At 53.6% G+C, this 21,229-nt stretch carries 16 protein-coding genes; 8 read left to right on the top strand and 8 right to left on the bottom strand.

Annotated elements, in window-relative coordinates; all coding sequences use genetic code 11:
* Window positions 1-92 precede the first annotated feature (92 nt).
* A complete protein-coding gene (locus ACYVHB_RS08920) occupies window positions 93-3,536 on the top strand; it encodes a CRTAC1 family protein (protein ID WP_461051355.1) in 3,444 nt (1,147 codons plus the stop codon).
* Window positions 3,537-3,559: 23 nt separating this feature from the next.
* Here ACYVHB_RS08920 and ACYVHB_RS08915 read toward each other — a convergent pair whose 3' ends face one another.
* The 3 genes from ACYVHB_RS08915 to recQ form a co-directional block, all read right to left on the bottom strand.
* Complete coding sequence (locus ACYVHB_RS08915; RefSeq protein ID WP_461051354.1) at window positions 3,560-4,651, bottom strand: lytic transglycosylase domain-containing protein; 1,092 nt, start codon at window positions 4,649-4,651, stop codon at window positions 3,560-3,562.
* Between the two features lie 293 nt (window positions 4,652-4,944).
* Entirely contained in the window at window positions 4,945-6,054 is a 1,110-nt protein-coding gene (locus ACYVHB_RS08910; RefSeq protein ID WP_461051353.1) for a lytic transglycosylase domain-containing protein, read from the bottom strand.
* Window positions 6,055-6,235: 181 nt separating this feature from the next.
* Window positions 6,236-8,470 carry a DNA helicase RecQ gene (recQ, locus tag ACYVHB_RS08905; RefSeq protein ID WP_461051352.1) on the bottom strand — a complete coding sequence of 745 codons (2,235 nt, stop codon included), beginning with the start codon at window positions 8,468-8,470 and terminating at the stop codon, window positions 6,236-6,238.
* A 134-nt stretch (window positions 8,471-8,604) separates the two neighbouring features.
* On the opposite strand from recQ, the gene ACYVHB_RS08900 reads away from it, so the two are divergent.
* Window positions 8,605-9,135, top strand: coding sequence for a hypothetical protein (locus tag ACYVHB_RS08900; RefSeq protein WP_461051351.1), 531 nt, complete (start codon window positions 8,605-8,607; stop codon window positions 9,133-9,135).
* Window positions 9,136-9,208: 73 nt separating this feature from the next.
* Here the strand turns inward: ACYVHB_RS08900 and hemA are convergent, their stop codons facing one another.
* The gene (gene hemA / locus ACYVHB_RS08895) at window positions 9,209-10,507 is read right to left on the bottom strand and encodes a glutamyl-tRNA reductase (protein ID WP_461051350.1); all 1,299 of its coding nucleotides are present in this window, start codon (window positions 10,505-10,507) and stop codon (window positions 9,209-9,211) included.
* A 411-nt stretch (window positions 10,508-10,918) separates the two neighbouring features.
* On the opposite strand from hemA, the gene ACYVHB_RS08890 reads away from it, so the two are divergent.
* Entirely contained in the window at window positions 10,919-12,112 is a 1,194-nt protein-coding gene (locus tag ACYVHB_RS08890) for a sensor histidine kinase (protein WP_461051349.1), read from the top strand.
* Between the two features lie 60 nt (window positions 12,113-12,172).
* Here the strand turns inward: ACYVHB_RS08890 and ACYVHB_RS08885 are convergent, their stop codons facing one another.
* Complete coding sequence (locus tag ACYVHB_RS08885) at window positions 12,173-12,715, bottom strand: hypothetical protein (protein WP_461051348.1); 543 nt, start codon at window positions 12,713-12,715, stop codon at window positions 12,173-12,175.
* A 38-nt stretch (window positions 12,716-12,753) separates the two neighbouring features.
* Here ACYVHB_RS08885 and ACYVHB_RS08880 point away from each other — a divergent pair, with 38 nt between their 5' ends.
* A complete protein-coding gene (locus ACYVHB_RS08880; protein ID WP_461051347.1) occupies window positions 12,754-13,899 on the top strand; it encodes an acyl transferase in 1,146 nt (381 codons plus the stop codon).
* A 25-nt stretch (window positions 13,900-13,924) separates the two neighbouring features.
* Here ACYVHB_RS08880 and ACYVHB_RS08875 read toward each other — a convergent pair whose 3' ends face one another.
* Complete coding sequence (locus ACYVHB_RS08875) at window positions 13,925-15,076, bottom strand: sigma-54-dependent transcriptional regulator (protein WP_461051346.1); 1,152 nt, start codon at window positions 15,074-15,076, stop codon at window positions 13,925-13,927.
* 360 nt (window positions 15,077-15,436) lie between these two features.
* Between ACYVHB_RS08875 and ACYVHB_RS08870 the strand changes: the two genes are divergently transcribed.
* The 3 genes from ACYVHB_RS08870 (at window position 15,437) to ACYVHB_RS08860 (ending at window position 17,820) form a co-directional block, all read left to right on the top strand.
* The gene (locus ACYVHB_RS08870; RefSeq protein ID WP_461051345.1) at window positions 15,437-16,258 is read left to right on the top strand and encodes a DUF4190 domain-containing protein; all 822 of its coding nucleotides are present in this window, start codon (window positions 15,437-15,439) and stop codon (window positions 16,256-16,258) included.
* Window positions 16,259-16,278: 20 nt separating this feature from the next.
* Window positions 16,279-16,713, top strand: a complete 435-nt coding sequence (locus ACYVHB_RS08865) for a hypothetical protein (protein WP_461051344.1) — start codon at window positions 16,279-16,281, stop codon at window positions 16,711-16,713.
* 159 nt (window positions 16,714-16,872) lie between these two features.
* Complete coding sequence (locus ACYVHB_RS08860) at window positions 16,873-17,820, top strand: alpha/beta hydrolase (protein ID WP_461051343.1); 948 nt, start codon at window positions 16,873-16,875, stop codon at window positions 17,818-17,820.
* A gap of 98 nt (window positions 17,821-17,918) precedes the next feature.
* On the opposite strand, the gene ACYVHB_RS08855 is transcribed toward ACYVHB_RS08860, so the two are convergent.
* The gene (locus ACYVHB_RS08855) at window positions 17,919-18,443 is read right to left on the bottom strand and encodes a DUF2911 domain-containing protein (protein WP_461051342.1); all 525 of its coding nucleotides are present in this window, start codon (window positions 18,441-18,443) and stop codon (window positions 17,919-17,921) included.
* Between the two features lie 79 nt (window positions 18,444-18,522).
* On the opposite strand from ACYVHB_RS08855, the gene ACYVHB_RS08850 reads away from it, so the two are divergent.
* On the top strand, window positions 18,523-19,020 hold the full coding sequence (locus ACYVHB_RS08850; RefSeq protein ID WP_461051341.1) for a hypothetical protein: 498 nt from the start codon (window positions 18,523-18,525) through the stop codon (window positions 19,018-19,020).
* Between the two features lie 136 nt (window positions 19,021-19,156).
* Here the strand turns inward: ACYVHB_RS08850 and uvrB are convergent, their stop codons facing one another.
* Window positions 19,157-21,178, bottom strand: coding sequence for an excinuclease ABC subunit UvrB (uvrB, locus tag ACYVHB_RS08845; protein WP_461051340.1), 2,022 nt, complete (start codon window positions 21,176-21,178; stop codon window positions 19,157-19,159).
* Window positions 21,179-21,229: the final 51 nt, after the last annotated feature.

Genomic DNA, 21,229 nt, shown 5'->3' with positions numbered 1-21,229 from the left:
TATTAAAATAATGTTGAACGGAGCAAACTCCCTTCCCAACCTGATTTGGGAAGGGAGTTTACGTTACTACTCTTAGCGTAAAACTGCGTTTCATGCACGCATCTTACATCTTTTACGGGCTTCTGCTCGGCACTGGCTTAACCGCTTGTCAAAACGGCCGGGAACCTCTTTTTACGAAGATAGAATCGGGTGAATCAGGCGTTCACTTCGCCAATAACCTGACGCCTAACGATTCGCTCAACGCGTTTACCTTCACCAATTTCTACAACGGTGGGGGCGTAGGCGTGGGCGATTTTAACCACGACGGCCGCCCCGACCTGTTTTTCACAGGCAATCAGGAAAGCTGCCGCCTGTACGTCAATCAGACCCCCGCCGGAACATCTGATTTTCGATTTGCGGATGTAACCGACGCAGCCGGACTGCGCACCAACCGCTGGTGTACGGGCGTGTCGGTGGTGGACATCAATCAGGATGGCTGGGACGATCTGTACGTGAGCGTGGCTGCGCACCCGACCATGCGTCAGAACCGTAACCTACTGTTCATCAATCAGAAAACAATCGCCCCCACATTCCGGGAGGAAGCCGCTTCGTATGGTCTCGACTACGCGGGTTACACAACTCAGGCGGCTTTTTTCGATCATGATCTGGATGGCGACCTCGATGCGTTCCTGCTCAACACCGCCCCCGACCTTCAGAATCCCAACTACCTGCGCCCGGCCATCAACGATGGCACCTATCCCTCCACCGGCCGGTTGTTCCGCAACGAGGGCATCGGCCCAGCCGGGCGACCCCTGTATCGCGACGTGTCGAAAGCGGCTGGTATTCGTTACGAAGGGCTGGGATTAGGGCTGATCGTGTCAGACCTGAATAATGACGGCTACCCCGACTTGTACTGCTCAAATGATTTTATCAGCAGCGACATCCTGTACCTCAACAATGGTTTAGCAAGTCCGGGACCGTCCAGTCCGGGACCGTCCAGTCCGGGACCGTCCAGTCCGGGCACCTTTCGCAATAGCACCCGTGCGTCGCTGGCGCACACGAGCCTGTACGGGATGGGCGTCGATGCCGCCGACATCAATAACGATGGCCAGATCGACCTGATGCAGTTGGACATGCTGCCACAGGAAAACGCCCGTCAGAAACTGATGCTTGGCGGACAGGACTTCGATAAAAAAGAACTGAGTCTGAAACCCCAATACGGCTACCAGCTTCAATACATGCGCAACACGCTGCAAATCAATGGGGGGAGCGACAACGGAACACCCGTCTTCTCCGAGTTGGGACTGCTGGCCGGGGTAGCCCAAACCGACTGGAGCTGGGCCACTCTGCTGGCCGACCTCGACCAGGATGGTCATAAAGACGTGTTCATTACTAACGGCTACCGTAAAAACGTTACCGACCGTGATTTTATCAGTTTTACCGAGGAGTTTGCCAGTTTCGGCACCGATCAGGCCCGGCAGCAGCAACGGGATAAGTTGCTTCAGAAGATTCCGGAGATAAAACTCCGTAACTACGCCTACCGTAATCGGGGCGCTGACCCGGTAAACAGCCTGTTATTCGAGGATGTGTCGGCTGCCTGGGGTTTGAATGAACTATCCTACGCCAACGGAGCCGCCTACGCCGACCTCGACGGGGATGGCGATCTGGATTTGATTGTTAACAACATCGACCAGGAAGCTTCACTGTTTCGCAACAACAGCCGGGAACGCCTGCGAAACGGGTATCTATCACTGGCGTTCGTTGGTCCTAACACCAACCGGGCGGGCATCGGAGCCGCCGTGACGGTCTGGAGTGGGGGCAGGCAGCAGGTGATGGAGCACTATCCGGTGCGGGGCTACCTGTCGTCGGTGGGGGCGGGTCTGGTGTTTGGCGTGGGTACAGCGTCAACGGTCGATTCGGTACGGGTGGTGTGGCCCGGCGGTCTGACCGAAATGCGCTACCGGATTCCCGTCAATCAGCGGCTCGTGTTTCGGATTGCCGATGCGAAACCAGCCGCGAAACGCCCCGACGTACGTCCCGAACTCCTGTTTTCGACGGTGCCCAATGCGCTCGATTTCACGCACCAAGAATCTGATTTTGTCGATTTCAAAACGACCCCGGCCCTGCACAAAATGCTGTCGCGGGCGGGAGTAGCTGTGGCCGTTGGCGACCTCAATGGCGACAACCGCGACGATTTAGCGGTGGGCGCTTCGTACCGGGGCAGCGCCGGTGCCCTATTTTTTGGACAACCCAACGGTCAATTTTCGCGGACGGACTGGATGCCGAATGCGCCGATGGAGGTGGGTGATATTCTGCTGTTCGATGCTGATAATGATCACGACAACGATCTGCTGGTGGTGGGCGGAGGCAACGAACGACCGCTGGGCGTGAGCGACGCTTTTGAGCCGCTGCTGTACCGTAACGATGGGCGGGGCCACTTCAACCCGGCTCCAGTAGTGCCCGGCCTGGCGGTAAGCAGCCAGACCGTCCGCGCCATCGACTACGACGGCGACGGCGACTTAGACGTGCTGATTGCCGGGCGTCAGGTGCCAGGGCGGTATCCGTTGCCCGCTCAAAGTTACCTGCTCCGCAACGACCGGGGCCGATTTACGGATGTGACCCGGCAGGTGGCTCCTGATCTAATGAACCTCGGATTGGTGTGCGATGCGGTGGCACTCGACATTGACGGTGACCACGACGATGATCTGGTGCTGGTAGGTGAATGGATGCCCCCTCTGCTGCTTCTCAATCAGAGAAGTAAATTCACTCATTCACTCATTCACTCATTCACTCATTCGCCTGGCTGGTGGAACTGCGTAGCCGCTGGTGATTTCGACGGCGACGGTGATCCTGATTTGCTGCTGGGCAACGAAGGGTTGAACACGCTTTACCGCGCTTCGGCCCGCGAACCAATTCAGATTTACGGCAAAGACTTTAACGACGATGGGCAGTTCGATCCCATCATGGGCTACTTCATCAACGGAACCCGCTACCCGGCCCTGCCCCGCGACGCGCTGAATCAGCAGATTATTCAGTTCCGGCGCAAATTTCGGCACTACCGTGACTATGCCGAAGCCGATTTTGACGATCTGTTTTCGGAGAAAGAACTGCGCGGAGCTTACAGTGGGCAGGTGAGCGAACTCCGCAGTTGCTACGCCGAAAACCGGGGCAAGGGTCCGGTCGGCCGGTCCCGCTCCGGCGTACCGGCCGGTGCGGTTCCGGAATTTACGCTCCAGCCCCTGCCGATGCTGGCCCAACAGGCACCTATCTTCGGTTTTTTAGTGGACGATTACGACCACGATGGTTATTTAGATGCGTTAGTTACGGGCAACTTCTACGCCAACGAAGCCAACATGGGTCGGCAGGATGCCTCGCGCGGGTTGCTACTCAAAGGTGACGGACGGGGCGGGTTTGTGGCCCTGGGTCCCGACAAAACGGGGTTCAACGTAACGGGCGACGCTCGCCGGTCGCATCGGCTGCGCAAGCCCGAACGCATCGTCACGGCGGTTAACGCTGGTCCGCTGGTGATCCACCAATGGTTAACGAGCAGGCAGTAGCAGTTATCGTCTGCCCGCTCAACTCACAATGCTTTCCATGTCACTATCCATCCGGCTTTCACCTGGTCGATGTCGGTCAGATTGATGCCAATTCGACCCGTTGACGCATCGACAGCGGCCAGCGTGAGGTTATAGGTGTGTTTTTCACTGGCCGAATACAACTTGTCAGCCCGCAGGTACAATTTATTGTTTTTCAAATCAACGTCTTCGACAACAGCGTACAAAACGTCGCCTTCATCCACTTCTTTGCCGTCGGCTATTCCATTGCGGGTCAGGTGGAAAACCCACACCTGCCCACGCTGCTGCCCACCGGCCGACTCGGTTAACTTGGTTTTAATGCCACCCTGGAATACGTCGGCTGCGTTTGGTAGGGGAATGTCGACCGTTTGGCCAGTGCCTGCTGCCTGAGAATCCTGAACGGAGGTCTCAACGGCCGACCGAGTCGCATCAGCCACCGTGATCTCTGGCAGCAATACCTCGTTGCTTTCCTGTTCTGATTCGGGCGTCAGCGGTTCGCTCAGCAAGGCTAACATTCGGTCAGGAATGATCGTATGGTACTGTTGGTAATTGGAAAACAGCTCTTTAAATGCCAGAATCCGGTATAAGTATTTGCCGGTTTCGGCATTCAGCCGCAGGTAATAATAATTACGTTGCTGCTGTCGGCGAATGTTGGCGAGAAGTGCCCCAATACCGTTGTTGTAAGCAGCCGCAGCTAATGTCCACGACCCTAAGCGATTGTGCAGGTAATTCAGGTAGCGGCAGGCTGCGTGGGTCGACTTGATTAGATTTTGGCGTTCATCGTACCCCGGCCGGGTGCTCAGACCAAGTTCGCGGGCCGTGGCGGGCATAAACTGCCAGTAGCCCACGGCCCCTTTCGACGACACCGCCGAACCCTGTAACGCACTTTCGACCAAGGGCAGGTATTTAAAATCCAACGGGATGTGGTAGCGCTGGAGAATCGGTTCGATAATCGGGAAAAACAGGGCTGCCCGTTGCCGGATGCGGTAGAAAGCGCGATTTTGAATGGATCGGCTCGCTAAAGCCGACACTAACCGACGGGCCACAACCTCTTCGTGCAGGGGTACCGACTCACCACAAAAATATACCGGCGGCAAGTTTGGGCTAAATGAGGGGTATGTCGTTAATGCAACCGTACTGACCGTTTCAGTGCTGTGTATGCCTGACACAGGACCTGGCACACTCCCAATTACTAAACCAATGGAGAGTGAGAGTAAGGTAAATATATTCATCAATTAGGTGAACGGAAGATGCAGACTTATGACGTTGATTTCTCTATAAAGTTACTCGATTTAATCATGTTTATTTATTATCAACATATATTAGTAACAAAAAGAAGACCGTCACTTGAGGGTATAACGGTCTTCTTTAAGGGTATATCGAACAAGGTTTATAACCAATCCCAGAAATGAAGTGGTCGGATGCCTTCCCCTTTCTTACGGGATAAAAAACGCGGACGGCGGAACCGGAGAACCATCAAACCCATCATCAGTTTCTTGATGGGCAGACCCGTCCGCTGTTCCTCCAGATCAGCATCGGGTGTGTCGGGAGAGGCCGCCTTGTCCGTAGCCATGGCAATCAACTGCTGCGTGTCTGATGGGGTTCTGGTCAGTGCTGTATTAGGGCGGGGTCCCCAGGTTGGGTCGGTGTACTCGTCGTCGACCAGTTCGACCGTTGGCGCATCTTTAATTTTTCTGGGCAGCGCCAGCGGCTTCCGCCACGTTGGAAGCGGCTTGGTCAACTGCTCAATGGTGGAGCCATGCAACAAAACCGCGTATTGTCGGGAATTACTGAGCAACTCTTTGTAAGCCAGGATTCGGAACAGGTAATGGCTCGTTTCGCGGTGCAGCCGAAGCCGGTAGTAGTTTTTCTGGCCCTGTTGCTCCATTCGATTCTGGACGTGTGTAATACCGCCGTTGTAAGCGGCTGCTACCAGTGTCCACGACCCCAGCCGACGGTGAAGCTGGTGCAGATACCGACAGACGGCCACCGTTGCTTTTTGCAGATTATACCGCTCATCCACATCTCCGTTCACGGTCAGGCCCAGCTCGCGGGCGGTGCCGGGCATCAGTTGCCAGTAGCCCGACGCGCCCTTTGACGATACCGATTCGTTGACGAGCGCACTTTCGGCGAGGGGCATGAACCGGAAATCACGAGGAATTTTGTACTTCCGCAGGATGGGGTCGATAATCGGAAAAAACGTTGATGCCCGACGGCGCATGTCGAACAGACATTCCTGCTGTGCGCCATACGTGCGAAGCGTTTGCAGCCATCGTCGTGACACGCGCGGATCATCGACCGGCACTTCCTCTCCGCAGAAATAAATAGGGAACACCCGTTTTGTCGAGTCAACGACTAATAGTGCGGGGTTATCCAAGGCGTTTGGGGTTACCGGCGTCCGGTTCGTATCGCGCCCAAATACGGGAAGGCGGGGAGCCAGCCGGGCCGCTGGGGCGGCAACGACGCCTGACAGGGCAATACCCGGCTTAAGAGCAGCCATGAACAGTGAAAAACTTATTTCTTTAATCAAAATACCGAAATTTGGGTAGCACATAAGACGACGAAACCCGCACCAAAGTAACGGGTTTGTCATACGACGGAACACGAATGTAGCTGATTATCTGCTACATACCAAACCGTCATTCTAAGAATTATCCAACGGCCTGCTCAGAATTTGGATTTTATTGGTCGAAAAGACCCGCTACAAGCGTTAGTTTGCCATAATCGTACCGTCCCTCCAGGTGATCGAAAACACCCTTCAGGCGACCTTCAGGCATTCCCACCGTCCGAATAGCCTGCTCGATCTCAGTGCGTTCGGCCGGGTTGACAAACGACCTCAGAATTTCCTCTAAATTCAGATCATACCCCGATTTAGCTAACTGAACGAGGTGGCTGGCGATGGAGCCGGTGGTGAGCTGACGCTCGGTAGCAATTTCCGAAATGGTCATACCCTTGGCATACAACTCCAGCGTCTGCTGCTGGGTCGTTCCTTTCGGCTTTTCCACGCCCTGAGCCTTGCCCCGAACGCGTCGCTCGGCCGGTGCCGTTCCCAGCGTAGACGCCCCCGCACCGGGCGTTGCCCGAACATACCCGACAATGATGTCCAAAAATTTTCGGCCGAAGAGTTGCAGCTTGCGTTCACCCACCCCGCTCACGTTGCGCAGCGTATCGGGCGTAGTGGGCCGCTGCCGGGCCATGTCTTCCAGGGTTGTATCGGTAAAAATAACGTAGGGCGGCACGTTCTGCTCGTCGGCAAGTTGTTTGCGCAACACCCGCAACTGCTCGAACAGGTCGTCGCGGGTTGCTTCGGTTTTTGTTTTTGTTTTCTCGACGACCAGTTTCGGCGCGTCATCGGGTCGGACGAGGTCTATTTTGCGCGTACCTTTCAGCACCTGATCGGCCAGAATACCCCGGCGCAGGGCGTAATGCTGATCGTAGCCAATTTCAATCACCCCAATGTTAATAAGCTGGTGTATATAATTTCGCCAGTCGTCGAAGCGGATGTCGCGACCCGCGCCGTAGGTCTTGATCTGGTCATAGCCGCCCTGTAGCACCGCTTGACTGCGGGAGCCGCGCAGGATGTCGATGAGCAGATTCATGGGTACGCGTTCGCCCGCCCGTACTATCGCCGACAGCGCTTTTTGGGCCAGCACCGTTCCGTCGAAGGTCACGCGTGGATCGCGGCAAACGTCGCAGTTGCCGCAGGGTTCGGGCAGTTCTTCCGAAAAATAGGAAAGCAGAATCTGACGGCGGCAGGTGTGGGCATCGGCATACTGCTGCATCCGTTCCAGCTTGGCTAACTGTAGCCCGAGGTTGGCCGGGTTGTTTTCGGCCAGCATCTCTTTGTAGGTCGCTACGTCGGCAAAACTGTAAAACAGCACCGTTTGGGCCGCTGCCCCGTCGCGCCCGGCCCGCCCAATTTCCTGGTAAAAGCCCTCGATGTTTTTGGGCATGTTGTAATGAATCACCCACCGCACGTTCGATTTGTCGATGCCCATTCCAAAGGCAATGGTCGCGCACATAATTTTAACGTCGTCGCGCAGGAACGCTTCCTGCGTTCGAGTGCGGTCGGTGGGGTCCATTTTGGCGTGGTAAAAAGCCGCGTTGAATCCTTTTTCCTGAAGCTTGGCCGCCAGCGACTCGGTCGACTTGCGACTCAGGCAGTAGATGATTCCCGACGTATCGGGTTTCTGCTGGAGCAGCTTGATAATCTGCCCAATGCGATTCTGACCGGGCAGCACCTGCAGGCTCAGGTTCTGGCGGTTGAACGAAGAAATGAACACGGCTGGGTCGTTCATGCCGAGCCGAGTGGCAATGTCGTGCCGGGTGAGTTTGTCGGCGGTGGCCGTCAGCGCAATGGTGGGTACGCTGGGAAACTGCTGTTTTAGCACATGTAACTGCGTGTATTCCGGCCGGAAATCGTGCCCCCACGATGAGATGCAGTGCGCTTCGTCGATGGCGAAAAGCGAAACGGTGATGTGTTTGAGGAACGTAAAAAACGATTCCGTGAGCAGTTTTTCGGGTGAAACGTAGAGCAGTTTGAGTTTGCCACTGATGCACTCATCTTCAATATCGCGCTGCTCGCGGCCCGTTTGGGTACTGTTGTAAAAAGCCGCCGGAATGCCGTTCATGTGCAAGGCACCAACCTGATCTTTCATGAGCGCAATCAGGGGCGAAACCACCACCGTAACGCCGGGCAGCATGAGCGCCGGAATCTGAAAACAAACTGATTTGCCGCCCCCCGTTGGCATCAGCACGACCGTATCGCGCCCGCCCACGACGGACTTAATGATGTCTTCCTGCATGGGCCGGAAAACGTCGTAGCCGTAGTAGCGCTTCAGGTAATCGGCGGGGCTGTGCAGAGCCGGACGGGTAGCAAGTGGTTGTTTATTGGTGAGAGCGTCGGCTGTAGTCATTGCAAAAAAGAGAACTGCTACCAAATATACATAAAAATTTTGGACTGACTTATTGGCGTTTATCTGTTTTAAGTACCATATTTCACCACGATTTCACCAGTTGTAATCGCTCACCCTAAATTAAATACGGTACTATGAAAAAGACACTGGCAGCGCTGAGCTTAGTACTTAGCGTATTGGTAGCGATTAATGGCATGGCTCAGGACGATAAGGCGAAGAAAGAGCGCGCCAAAACCGAAAAAAAGATGGCGAAAGCCGACAAGAAAGATGCTAAAGAGGCTGGCGATAAAGACGCGGTGAAAACAGCAAAAGCGGAAAAGAAAGCGGCCAAAGCGGATAAAATTGCCGCCATGAGTCCCGCTGAGAAAAAAGCCGTTAAAGAAGCGAAGGCTGACAAGAAGGAAGCGAAAGCCGACAAGAAAGAAGCGAAAGAAACCGGCGATAAGGCGGGTATGAAAATGGCGAAAGCCGACAAAAAAACGGCTAAGGCGGATATGAAAGTGGCCCGAAAAGAAGAAAAGGCTGCCCCCGCCGACTACAACGCCCCCGTTGACCGCTCCATGAAAGGCCCCAACGATGAGAAGGTAATGACCGGCCCGCGTGGTGGTAAGTACTACATCAATAAAAACGGCAACAAGACGTACTTGAGTAGTGTGCGGGATTAGTTTGCTCTACCTCGAATCAAAAACGCCCGAACCAGGACTGGTTCGGGCGTTTTTTGGTTGATTCTATTGGTAATTAGTGAACAGGGTTCGGCTCGTCGCTGGTTTGATTTTCCAGGTCGAACAGATCGTTCAGCACGTCGATAAGTGTTTCGGCCTCGCCCCGTTTGCAGGCGGCCTTGAGCTGTAGCACGGGCAGCTTGATGATCTTCTGCATGATGCCCCGCGTAATCTTGTCAACCTTTTCCGACTCGTCGGGCGTGAGGTGCTTCAGATGCCGGGCAATCTCGTCTTTCCTGATCTGCTCCAGTGCATTTTTGAGTTTGTTGATCGTTGGCGAAACGATCATTTCTTTCGACCAGTCACCAAACTCGGCAACGGCCTGCGCAACAATGGCTTCGACCTGCGGAATAGCCGCCAGTCGCTGATTGAGCGCTTCGTCGGCCCGGCTGCGAATGTGGTCGATGTTATAGACCAGCACACCCGGAATCTGCTCAACGGCCGCATCGATGCTGCGGGGCACCGACAGATCAATGAAATACTTGTACGTCAGTACGCTAAGCGTCTTCAGCAGTTCGGGGGTAATCAGCGGTTCGTCGCGCGTGATGGACGAAATGATTACGTCGGCCCGGCTTATTTCGTCGGTCAGGTTGGCAAAGTCGGCTACGCGGAAGCCATACTGCTGCGCGATGCTCTCGGTTTTGGCGTGGGTGCGGTTGCAGAGGGTAATGTTACTGAGTTTGCGCGACTCCAGATTTTTGCAAACGTCAGTACCGATTTCGCCCAGCCCAATCACTAATATGGCCGGATTTGGCTGGTTGCCAGCCAGTTCGTCAATCAACTCAACGGCTGCGTAAGACACCGACGCGGCCCCGTCGCGGAACGACGTTTCCTGAGCAACACGCTTGTTCGTAAAGAAAATCGTGTGCATCAGCCGATGCAGAAATGGCCCGGCCATGTCCAGATCTGCCGACCACTGGTAGGCCTGCTTCACCTGATTGGGAATTTGCATATCGCCCACCACCTGCGAGTGCAAACCCACGCAGACTTCGAACAAGTGCTGAACGGCGGCATTGTGCGCGTCGAAAAACTGAAAGTAAGGCAGGTACGCATCAGTATCGGTCAGGCCCTTTTCAATGAGCAGTAACCGGGCAACGTCGGGGTTGAGGTCAACGGCGGTTGCGGTCGTCTCGGTGGCGTAGTACACCTCCGTGCGGTTGCAGGTGGAAACGACAAGCAGGTCCGTCAGGCCGAAAAAGTCGCGCAGGCGAAGCATCAATCGCTTGGCTTCATCTTCGTTGAGTGCAATTAGTTCACGCACCCGGAGAGGAGCCGTTTTGTGGGATAAACTAATTGATTTGAACGTATCTAACATCGCGAATAAAACACGCTAAAGAGCCTTTAGCAAGTACAAAAATACGCTACAATCGCCGGACATGAAAACGCTCTGTGTAAACGGTTTTGTTATTTAGAACAGGTCCAAATAGAGCGATGCTTTTCTTGCCACAATCCTATTTACAAAATAACATTAGTTAGCCGTAAGACGTTCTGTACTACTCGGTCAACCGTACGATATAGTGGTTGAACGGCCTGCTTTGCACCATCAACCTGATTTTTAGCGTTTACCTACCGGAGACAACCGTGCGCTTGATTACGTGGCGTAGCCAGGACAGAACAGGGTTTTCACCGATTACATTTGTACTATAAAAAAGCTGTTGGCCACTAACGGCTTAGTCGATAAATCGGCGGTTGGGGTAAACAGCCCGTGCGATACGATTGCGATACTATGCTGAAGTCATTTGATATTTATAATCAGAATAATATTCTGAAGATCATTGTAGCGCTAAATCTGCTGCTGGTTGGAACAGGCTCTCTGTTATACACCAACCGGCTGATCCACAAATTGGAAGCGCGGGAAGAGCAGTACGTTCAGTTGTATGCAGAGAGTATCGCGTTTCTAACCGACACGACGCACGCCGATTCCGGCGATCTGAACTTTGTGACGACCCAAATCCTACAGGCCAACCGTACGATTCCGGCCATTTACGTCAACTCGAACGGAGAGATCTCGATGCCGCTCAACATCACCGTTCCGCCCGAATACAGTGCGGAGGAAGCACAGCGATTTCTGCGGCAAACGATTACGGAAATGCGCAAAAAACACGATCCGCTGCTCGTGAATATGGGCAACGGTGAACGCGGATTAGTGTATTATAACAACTCCGATCTATTGCGGCAATTGACGTACTTTCCCTACGCGTTGCTGGCTATTCTGACGGCGCTGGGTGTGCTGGCGTACTTAGCCTTCAGTTCGTCGCGCCGGGCGGAGCAAAACCGGGTATGGGTAGGGTTGGCCAAAGAAACAGCGCATCAGTTGGGTACGCCCATGTCGTCGCTGATGGCGTGGGTGGAGTACATGCGCTCCGACCCGGCGCAGTATGACGGGTCCATTACGGATGAGATCGAGAAGGATGTTCAGCGGTTAGAAACCGTCACGGCGCGTTTTTCGAGCATCGGTTCGATCCCCACGCTCAAAGACGAAAACGTGAATGAGGTGGTGCAGCAGTTGGCAGACTATCTGTTGAAGCGGATTTCGACCAAAGTGAAAATGAGCGTAGTTAGTCAACTGCCCGCACACCAGACCATCAAAATGAACAGGCTGCTGTTTGAGTGGGTGATCGAAAACATCTGCAAAAACGCGGTAGACGCCATGAAAGGGGTGGGCGAACTCCGGCTCAGCATGACCGCGTTGCCCCGCCAGGAAGTAGCCATCGACATCACCGATACGGGCAAGGGCATTTCAAAGGCCAACATGCAGAAGGTGTTCAACCCGGGGTATAGCACTAAAAAGCGCGGCTGGGGCTTAGGTCTGACATTAGCCAAGCGAATTGTGGAGGAGTACCACAATGGGCGACTTTACGTCAAAAGTTCGGAGGTAGGCAAGGGTACCACGTTCCGAATTGTGCTGAATAGCGAATAAAAGTCATAAGTCAGTAAGTCGAAGAAGTCATAAGTGGCTGACAGACTTATGACTTCTTCTTTACCTCGGAAACGGTAGGTTGATGGTGTCCGTTTCGATCTCGTTGCTTTCGTTTAGGTTTCGGTCGCGGATGGTGACTCTGAATTTGGTCGGGTAGATCCGAAAACTGGTGCCGTACTGGAACGTTACACTGTAATGTAATGGCCCCGAGATTGGTCCTTTGGGTTTCCCTTTGGCAAGATCGGGAAAGAGAAGGAAATTTTCGACCGTGGCCGGTGCCTCTTCGTACTTCCCGTTTACTAATCGAAACGTGCGAATACGGTAATTTCCCCAGCCCCCGTTCGACGCGTATCGGGTCGAATCCCCTTTCGCCACGGGAATGTCATTACCGAGGTTGCCGTCGCCATCCTTAAAATTAACGCTAATAACGACCGAATCCCGCTTCCCTTTACCCACGCCCCGCCCGGCCTCTAAGGGATATTTAGGAATCTCAATAAAACTGATTTCCGGTTTATCCGGGAAATTCGGCTCGGTAAAGCAGGCCGACAGCGCTAAGGACATGCCCAGCGCGAAGAGGTACGGTTGAATTTGTTGCCGTTGCATACTGTTGTACTCGTGTTGCAATAAACGCGTTTTTAACTTTGTCTTTTCTCCAAACTCTTTCGCCTAAGGTCGCCCAAATGCGGCAATTGCTCCGGCAGCAAATTCTGACCGTCGACTGCGAGTCGTTCGAGCCGCTGGCGTTGGCGATCTTCCGCTACCAGGCTACCCATAACCCCGTTTACCGGCAGTATCTACAGTGTCTTAATGTTCATCCGGAGCAACTCACAAACATCCGTCAGGTGCCGTTTATGCCCATTGGCTTCTTCAAAAAACACACCATCCTGACCGGCTTTACTCCATCAGGCAGGGCACCGACCGACTGGCTCACATTTGCCAGCAGCGGCACCACCGGACAAGATACCAGCCACCACGTTGTGCCTGACCCGGACCTGTACGATGCCGTTAGCACCCGGATTTTTGAACAAGCGTATGGCCCACTCCAAAACGTCCATATTCTGGCCTTGCTGCCGTCGTATCTTGAACGAAATAACTCGTCGCTGGTGTATATGGTTCGGCGATTTATGGAGCAGACCGGGCACTTGCCAACCAGTGTAGGGCCAGCCACTGATGTATCGGAGAATTTCTTTCTTAACAACGTCGGCGAACTGACCAACCGGCTCAGGCAGTTGACTGAACAGCCGGACGGTCGGCAAATTTTGCTCATCGGGGTCACGTTTGCCCTGTTGGATTGGGCCGAGTCGGGGCGCGACCTGCACTTTCTGAGCCAGAATCCGAATTTGATTGTGATGGAGACGGGCGGGATGAAAGGTCGGCGGAAGGAACTGTTGCGTGAGGAGGTACACGAACTGCTAATCGGGCGACTGGGCGTGTCGACAATTCACTCCGAATACGGCATGACTGAGCTTCTCTCGCAGGCCTACTCAATGGGAGAGGGCGTGTTTTGTCCCAGTCCTACCCTGCGCGTGTTTCTGCGCGATATTAACGATCCATTTGCCCAAGTTTCTCACACCGCAGATGCCGTCGGGTCGCGCCAGACCGGCGAGCGTCGCACCGGGTCGCGCCAGACCGGCGGCATTAACGTCGTGGATTTGGCTAATCTGGATTCCTGCTCATTTATCGAAACGCAGGATTTAGGGCAGTACGTCGGCGAAAAGGGGAATTTCCGGGTTATCGGCCGCTTCGACAATTCCGACGTGCGGGGGTGCAATCTGTTGATGATGTAGAGTCGCAAGGTGTTGCGTCTCTACATCACGCGTACATCCTGGCATCGTCCAGCGTGATTTGGTCGCCACACATGATCACTAACCGCTCAATGACGTTGCGCAGTTCGCGGACATTACCCGTCCAGGGCAACGACTGAAGGTACATCATGGCTTCGGGCGTCATGTCTTTCAGCGGAGAGCCGTATTCGGTGGCGATGTCCTGCAAAAACTTATCGGCCAGCAGCGGTATGTCGGTGCGTCGTTCGGTTAAAGGCGGCACGTGAATGACAATTACGCTTAGCCGATGGAACAGGTCTTCGCGGAAGTTACCGTTTGTGATTTCCTGCCGAAGGTCTTTGTTGGTAGCGGCAATAACCCGCACATTGACTTTTATTTCTTTGTCGCCCCCAACGCGGGTAATTTTATTTTCCTGCAGCGCCCGCAGCACTTTGGCCTGCGCCGACAAACTCATGTCGCCAATTTCGTCGAGAAATAAGGTACCGCTGTCGGCCTGCTCAAATTTGCCAACGCGTCGGGCTACGGCCCCCGTGAAGGCCCCTTTCTCGTGGCCAAACAGTTCACTTTCAATTAGTTCACTGGGAATTGCCGCACAGTTAACCTCCACGAGCGGCATACTGGCGCGGCTGCCTTTTTCGTGAATCTGCTTAGCCACCATCTCTTTGCCCGAACCGTTTGCACCCATCACCATCACCCTGGCTTCGGTGGCGGCTACACGGTTGATGGTGTCTTTCACCTTCCGAATCGGCTCCGACTCGCCAACAATCTCATTAAGTTTATAAATTCGCTTTTTGAGTGTTTTCGTCTCCTGCATCAATTTAGCACGTTCGATGGCATTGCGAACCGTGATGAGCAACCGGTTCAGATCGGGTGGTTTGGTAATGAAGTCGAAGGCCCCCTGTTTAGTGGCTTCTACGGCGTTTTCGACGTTGCCGAAGGCAGAGATCATGATAAACTGGGTGCTTTTGCTGGCTTTGCTCACTTCCTGCAACAGCTCCAGTCCATCCATTTTAGGCATTTTGATGTCGCACAAGGCTACATCGTAGCTTGTACGCATAATCATATTCAGTCCTTCTTCGCCATCCTTGGCTTCGTCCACGTCGTAGCCTTCATACTCTAAGATATCGCGTAGTGCCGCCCGAATACTTTTTTCGTCGTCCACGATAATCAATTTGGCCATGCTGAATGGGTCGTTTGAACAATAAGGTTGTGTATCATCGAATGTAAGGCATTTGAGTTTACCATTACACGTGTTGGTGCCCAAATGTAATCAATTTACCTATTGTCGGCTATGGGAAGTCTACTGATTCAGGTGGTTTATGACGAAGAAGCAAGTTAAGGAAACAGATACGGAAATCATCCGTAATTTATCCAATGTTCTGAATTGGAGCAGCCAGTTCGCGCATTGGGTAAAGATTGCTGGATTGATTGTGGACCATTTAATCAAAGAGTTAACTGTATCCTAAGTCAGCCGTGGATTTCGACAAAATAAAACAAAGTATATCTACCTTCGCGCCGTACTAAGCAAAATCGTCCTTTTATGATCTGTTTTACTCAATACAAAGTTGCTCATTTTGTCATCCTCTTGGCGTTCGTTTTCGGCTTTTCGGCCTGCCAGCGTGCCCCACAGGCTTATTTCGCCCCAACGGCCCATCCGGCTGCTCAGCGATTGGCCACAACAGTCCCCACAGTTGACCCCGTGGCCGACCCGTTGGTTACGGCTTCCGTTACCAGCCTGCCCGAACCGACCACTACACCCGTTTATGAGTCAGTTGCTACTACGCCGTCGGTCGAGCCAGCAATTCACGTCGAGGTGGGCCGGTCGACGGTTTGGCACCGCATGAAGCGGATGATGTCTCACAAATCGGTCCCGCCCGGCTGCGACCAGATTGTGCTGCGTAACGGCGACGTCATTGACGCCAAAATAAAGGAAGTGGGTGTTAATGAGATTAAATACAAGAAATGTGACCGGCAGGACGGCCCCGACTACACCATCTCGAAGCGCGACGTGCTGAGTATCAAGTACTCCAACGGCGAGGTTGAGCGGTTTAATGCATCGCCGACGCAGTCCAACAACAATTCGTCGGGTAGTCGTCAGAGTTACGACAGTCCAACCAACCGGCAAAACAATGGTCCCCGTACCGATCCGTTTGCCATTGTATCCCTGGCTTCGGGTGCGGTTGCGCTGTTGATTGGCGTTGGTGGGCTATTATTGGTAGCGGCTGCCATTGTGTTTGGCGGAATTAGCCTATCGCGCATCAAACGTGAGCCAGATCGTTTCAAAGGCCGGGGCCTTGCCTTGGGCGGTTTGATTGCTGGTGTCGTCATCGGCGGGTTAATTGTTTTGGCATATCTTCTTTAAGCAACGTAATACTTTCAGCTATGAATGCAATTCAATTGAACAGAAGCGCAGCCAAGGCATCGTTGTTGATCGCCCTAACGCTGCTAATGAACGCTTGTATCTTCGATAAACTGAAGAAAGATAAAGACCCGGAGCCGGAATTGGCGGGGACGTATCAGGTGACCCGGCTTGTTGATGAAAGCCAAAACTTAGATGTTACTCTGCCTAATTCTGGTATTTCGGCGTCTGTTATCGTAACTCGGTCAAGTGATACTGAAATCAGGTTTCGAATCGACGTGACGGTGAACGGGCGAGTGACCACGGGTGATACCGGTCCGGCTACTATACGCAAAGCCAGTGGAAGAGATTATGATATCCTGGATGGGAGTACACGGGTGGGTTCAATTAATGGAACCGACTTTAGTTTAGACTTCACCGATGGCGGAGACCGCTTTGCCATTACGGCCAACAAGTAACAGGCCGTAAATTATACCGTTTAAACGCCCTGACTATAAACAGTCGGGGCGTTTGTATTTTGGTAGAAACCTGACTAAAAGATGACAGAAAATAAGCGTTTTTGGACAACGAACACGTTGAATAGAGTGTGCGAGTAATTTAGTTCAATTCTACCATTCATGTCTATCCGTGCTGCACTTATCTGTGCGTTGCTATCCATTTCAGTAGTCACCGCGTCGGCTCAGTCGCGCCGTCGCGCTCAATTAACCGCTCCGCAAACGAATAGCCCGGTGCCGGTGGTAGCGGCTCCACAGGCGCGGCTGCTCGAAAGCCTGCGCTTCAATAGTTCGCTGCTGAATCAGGCCGTCAACTACTCGATTTACCTACCGCCCGACTATTACGTGTCGAACCGGCGATATCCGGTCGTGTATCTGCTCCACGGCTACGGCGACAACGAAACGGGTTGGGTGCAGTTTGGCGAAGCCGACCGCATTGCTGACGATAAAATAAAAACGGGCGAACTGCCACCCATGATTATTGTGATGCCCAACGGGGGCGCGACGTTCTACGTGAATGATTACCAGAATAAAGTTCGGTACGAAGATATGTTTGTGCAGGAATTGATTCCGCACATTGATTCCTCCTTCAGGACCCGCACCCAGCGCGAATACCGGGCTATATCCGGTCTGTCGATGGGTGGATTTGGTTCACTCGTGCTGGCCATGCACCACCCCAACCTGTTCGGGTCATGCGCAGCGTTGAGTGCTTCGGCCCGTACCGACGAGGTGTTTGCCGCCATACCCGACGAGCGGTACAACGCCCAGTTCGCCCCGGTGTTCAGCGGTCCTGTGAAAGGCTTGGACCGGCTAACCCTTACCTGGAAACGCAACAGCCCGATCAACTTAGCTAAATCGGCCCCCGAGAACGACCTTGCTAAAGTACGTTGGTACGTAGACTGTGGCGATGACGATGCCCTGTCGGTTGGCAATGCGCAACTACACATCGCCCTGCTCGACCGCAAAATTCCGCATGAGTACCGCGTCCGCGACGGCGCGCACACTTGGACCTACTGGCGCACCGGCCTGCCCGACGCGCTGAAGTTCATGGCGGAGGGCTTCCGCCGGTAAAGAATGTATAATGGTCAATGCACCGCACGGGTGGCCCCGAATGAATAATGTGTCGCCGGAGGGTCATTATTCATTCTGCATTGACCATTACACATTCTTTACCGGCGAATCGGCACAACGGCTTCGGTTTGGTCCCAGGCCAGAATCATATCAGTACCACTTGTGGCGGGGGCAAAACTAATCGTGAACTGTTCAGCCGCCGGGCTATGCGGCCGCGACACAATCGGTGCCCGAAACACATCGTTGCTTTGGTCGTAGTTAGTGCCCCACTGACCCGTTTTCCGGTTGATAATGGCAATCCAGCCCTGCTGCGAGGGAATGGTCCAGAGCGTGTATTCGCCTGCTTTCAGCGGTTGCCCGGCAAAAGTTACGTCCTGATTGAGGGTGATGATGGTTGCTTCATTCGCTCCCGTCCGCCACACCTGACCGTAAGGAACCAGACCCCCGAAGATTGCCCGGCCTTTTTTGGATGGTTGGCAGTAATCGACTTTCACGCTCAGTCCGTTTTGATTGGTCTGGGCGACGGCTTCGGGGCTGTTCGATTTTGTAACGGTGCGTAGGACAAAAAAAGCGACAAGCAGCACGGCGGCAATGATACCGAGGATGATGAGAACGCGTTTCATGGTTGGTTTGGTGGATTAGGTCTGACGAGCCGTAAGTTAGCAGGTTTAGATAACTTGCCGGTTCAAACCCCACCGTATTTTGAAAGCAGACTTGTCCAGTATCTATTACCCACTCGTATATCCTGACCTGCGCAAAAATGAAACCGAGCCATCAGGAGGTTACGTAGAGATGCACGTAACCCACCCGTCACATGAAGCCGCCAAGAACATAGAAACGGCTATCATTCTGGCCAGACAAGGTTTCAAAGTGCGTCTGCTGCCAATTGATAATACCCCACACACGAAAAATTCAGACGCTTATTTTATTGAACAGGATATTGTCGTGGAGTTCAAACACAATTACACGCCTACCGCATCGGCTATCGAACGCGAAGTTCGTATTGCAAAAAAGCAGGCTAACCATATTCTAATCCACGTAATGAGTGATATTACCAGAGACGAGTTGATTCAAGGACTGAGACAACACGTACACCGGGCTCAGAATGTGCTTACCGTGTGGTTGATAGTTAACAATCACATTTACCAGTTCACGCCTGAAGAAATACGCGATAGACACATAGAAGACAAAATGCAATGAGGTGACACAGTTGCCTGCATCACCTCAAGGTAGGGGCCTGGGATCTCTCCCTGACCATTGCAAATGTAGAAAACTTGTACGGTAAAAACAAGCAAAAACGCTAATGAATCCTTGTGGTTTCACTTGCTTGTAACACTTACACCGCTTCTTTCTTCAACTTGTCACGCAATTGGAATAACTCGTCGCGCAGACGGGCGGCTTCCAGAAAGTCGAGGTCTTTGGCGGCACGCTCCATCTTCACCTGTGTTTCGTAAATGACTTTCTCCAGGTCGTTTTTACCCATGTACTGCACAATGGGGTCCGCTGCGATGCGGATCTCGTCCGGCTCGACGTAGAACTGCTTCACCTTCGAGTCGGCAACTTTGGTTTGGCCCATAATGGCCTCCCTCGACTTAAATATCGTTTTGGGCGTGATGCCGTTGTCGGTATTGTACTCCAACTGGATGGCCCGACGCCGGTTGGTTTCGTCAATGGCTTTCTGCATAGAGCCAGTCATCACATCGGCGTACATAATCACCTTGCCGTTCACGTTCCGGGCCGCCCGGCCAATGGTCTGAATCAGCGACCGGATGTCGCGCAGGAAGCCTTCCTTGTCGGCGTCCATGATGGCCACCAGCGACACTTCGGGCAGATCAAGTCCCTCGCGCAGCAGGTTGACGCCCACCAGCACGTCGAACAGGCCCAGCCGCAGGTCGCGCAGAATTTCGACGCGGTCGAGCGTCTTCACTTCCGAGTGAATGTAGCGCGTTTTGATGCCCACGCGGTCGAGGTATTTGGTTAGTTCTTCGGCCATGCGCTTGGTCAGCGTTGTCACCAGCACGCGTTCCCCAGCTTTAATGCGGCTGTCGATGGATTCGAGCAGATCGTCAATCTGGTTCAGGCTCGGCCGCACTTCGATTTCGGGGTCGAGCAGGCCGGTTGGGCGGATTAATTGCTCCACCACGACGCCCTCACTCCGGCGCAGCTCGTAGTCCGACGGCGTGGCCGATACGTAGATGGATTGCCCCGTCAGATCTTCAAATTCCTGGAAGGTCAGCGGGCGGTTATCCATCGCCGAAGGCAACCGGAAACCATAATCCACGAGGGCCGTTTTGCGGGAGCGGTCACCGCCCCACATCGCCCGAATTTGTGGAATCGTGGCGTGGCTTTCGTCAATAACCATCAAGTAATCGTCAGGGAAGTAATCGAGCAGACAGAACGGCCGCTGTCCGGGCAGGCGTTTGTCGAAATAGCGCGAGTAGTTTTCGATGCCGGAGCAGTAACCGAGTTCGCGCATCATTTCGAGGTCGAACTCAGTGCGCTCCCGAATGCGCGTGGCTTCCTGTTCGCGAAACTCTGATTCAAAATACCGCACCTGCGACACCATATCGTCCTGAATCTGGTCAATGGCCCCGTTCAGCGTGTCGCGGCCCGTGACGAACAGGTTAGCCGGAAAAATGGTCACCAGCGTCTCGTCAGACAGTTTTTTGCCCGTGCCGGGGTCGATGCGCTGAATGGTTTCGATCTCGTCGCCGAAGAAAATAACGCGGTACGCAAAGTCAGCGTAGGCGACGTACAGATCGACCGTGTCGCCTTTGACGCGGAAGTTGCCCCGCGCGAATTCGCCCTCGGTACGGCTGTAGAGAATGCTCACCAACTGGTGCAGAAACTGGTTGCGGCTCATCCGCTCGCCCACGCCGATCCGCACCACGTTGCGCTTGAACTCTTCGGGGTTGCCCATGCCGTAGATGCACGACACCGACGCCACCACAATTACGTCGCGCCGACCGCTCATCAGGGCCGACGTGGCCGCCAGCCGCAGCTTGTCGATTTCTTCGTTGATGGCAAGATCTTTCTCTATGTACGTACCCGTCGTGGCGATGTACGCTTCGGGCTGGTAGTAGTCGTAATACGAGATGAAATATTCGACGGCGTTTTCGGGGAAAAACTGCTTGAATTCACCGTAGAGTTGGGCTGCCAGCGTTTTGTTGTGGCTTAGCACGAGCGTGGGCCGGTTGGTCTGGGCAATGACGTTGGCTACGGAGAATGTTTTACCACTACCAGTCACGCCGAGTAATACCTGTGCTGGTTCGCCCTCGCGAATGCCCTTCACCATCTTCTCAATAGCGGCTGGCTGATCGCCCGTGGGTACAAAATCTGAGGTTAGTTTGAAATTCATTGCGTGCGTCGCCTACGTGGCTCGGTTGAATCAGGCTAATATACGAAAAAC

It is taken from the genome of Spirosoma arcticum (genome assembly GCF_054779955.1).
The sequence above is the reverse complement of the archived record's forward strand: the minus strand, read 5'-3'. Positions and strand labels throughout refer to the sequence as shown.

Bases quoted from the DNA above. Each gene is read 5' to 3' on its own strand.
- ACYVHB_RS08875 (WP_461051346.1), bottom strand. From the start codon at position 15,076: ATGGCCAAATTGATTATCGTGGACGACGAAAAAAGTATTCGGGCGGCA.
- ACYVHB_RS08920 (WP_461051355.1), top strand. From the start codon at position 93: ATGCACGCATCTTACATCTTTTACGGGCTTCTGCTCGGCACTGGCTTA.
- hemA (WP_461051350.1), bottom strand. From the start codon at position 10,507: ATGTTAGATACGTTCAAATCAATTAGTTTATCCCACAAAACGGCTCCT.
- ACYVHB_RS08870 (WP_461051345.1), top strand. From the start codon at position 15,437: ATGATCTGTTTTACTCAATACAAAGTTGCTCATTTTGTCATCCTCTTG.
- ACYVHB_RS08855 (WP_461051342.1), bottom strand. From the start codon at position 18,443: ATGAAACGCGTTCTCATCATCCTCGGTATCATTGCCGCCGTGCTGCTT.
- ACYVHB_RS08900 (WP_461051351.1), top strand. From the start codon at position 8,605: ATGAAAAAGACACTGGCAGCGCTGAGCTTAGTACTTAGCGTATTGGTA.
- recQ (WP_461051352.1), bottom strand. From the start codon at position 8,470: ATGACTACAGCCGACGCTCTCACCAATAAACAACCACTTGCTACCCGT.
- ACYVHB_RS08910 (WP_461051353.1), bottom strand. From the start codon at position 6,054: ATGGCTGCTCTTAAGCCGGGTATTGCCCTGTCAGGCGTCGTTGCCGCC.
- ACYVHB_RS08865 (WP_461051344.1), top strand. From the start codon at position 16,279: ATGAATGCAATTCAATTGAACAGAAGCGCAGCCAAGGCATCGTTGTTG.
- ACYVHB_RS08890 (WP_461051349.1), top strand. From the start codon at position 10,919: ATGCTGAAGTCATTTGATATTTATAATCAGAATAATATTCTGAAGATC.
- ACYVHB_RS08885 (WP_461051348.1), bottom strand. From the start codon at position 12,715: ATGCAACGGCAACAAATTCAACCGTACCTCTTCGCGCTGGGCATGTCC.
- ACYVHB_RS08860 (WP_461051343.1), top strand. From the start codon at position 16,873: ATGTCTATCCGTGCTGCACTTATCTGTGCGTTGCTATCCATTTCAGTA.
- uvrB (WP_461051340.1), bottom strand. From the start codon at position 21,178: ATGAATTTCAAACTAACCTCAGATTTTGTACCCACGGGCGATCAGCCA.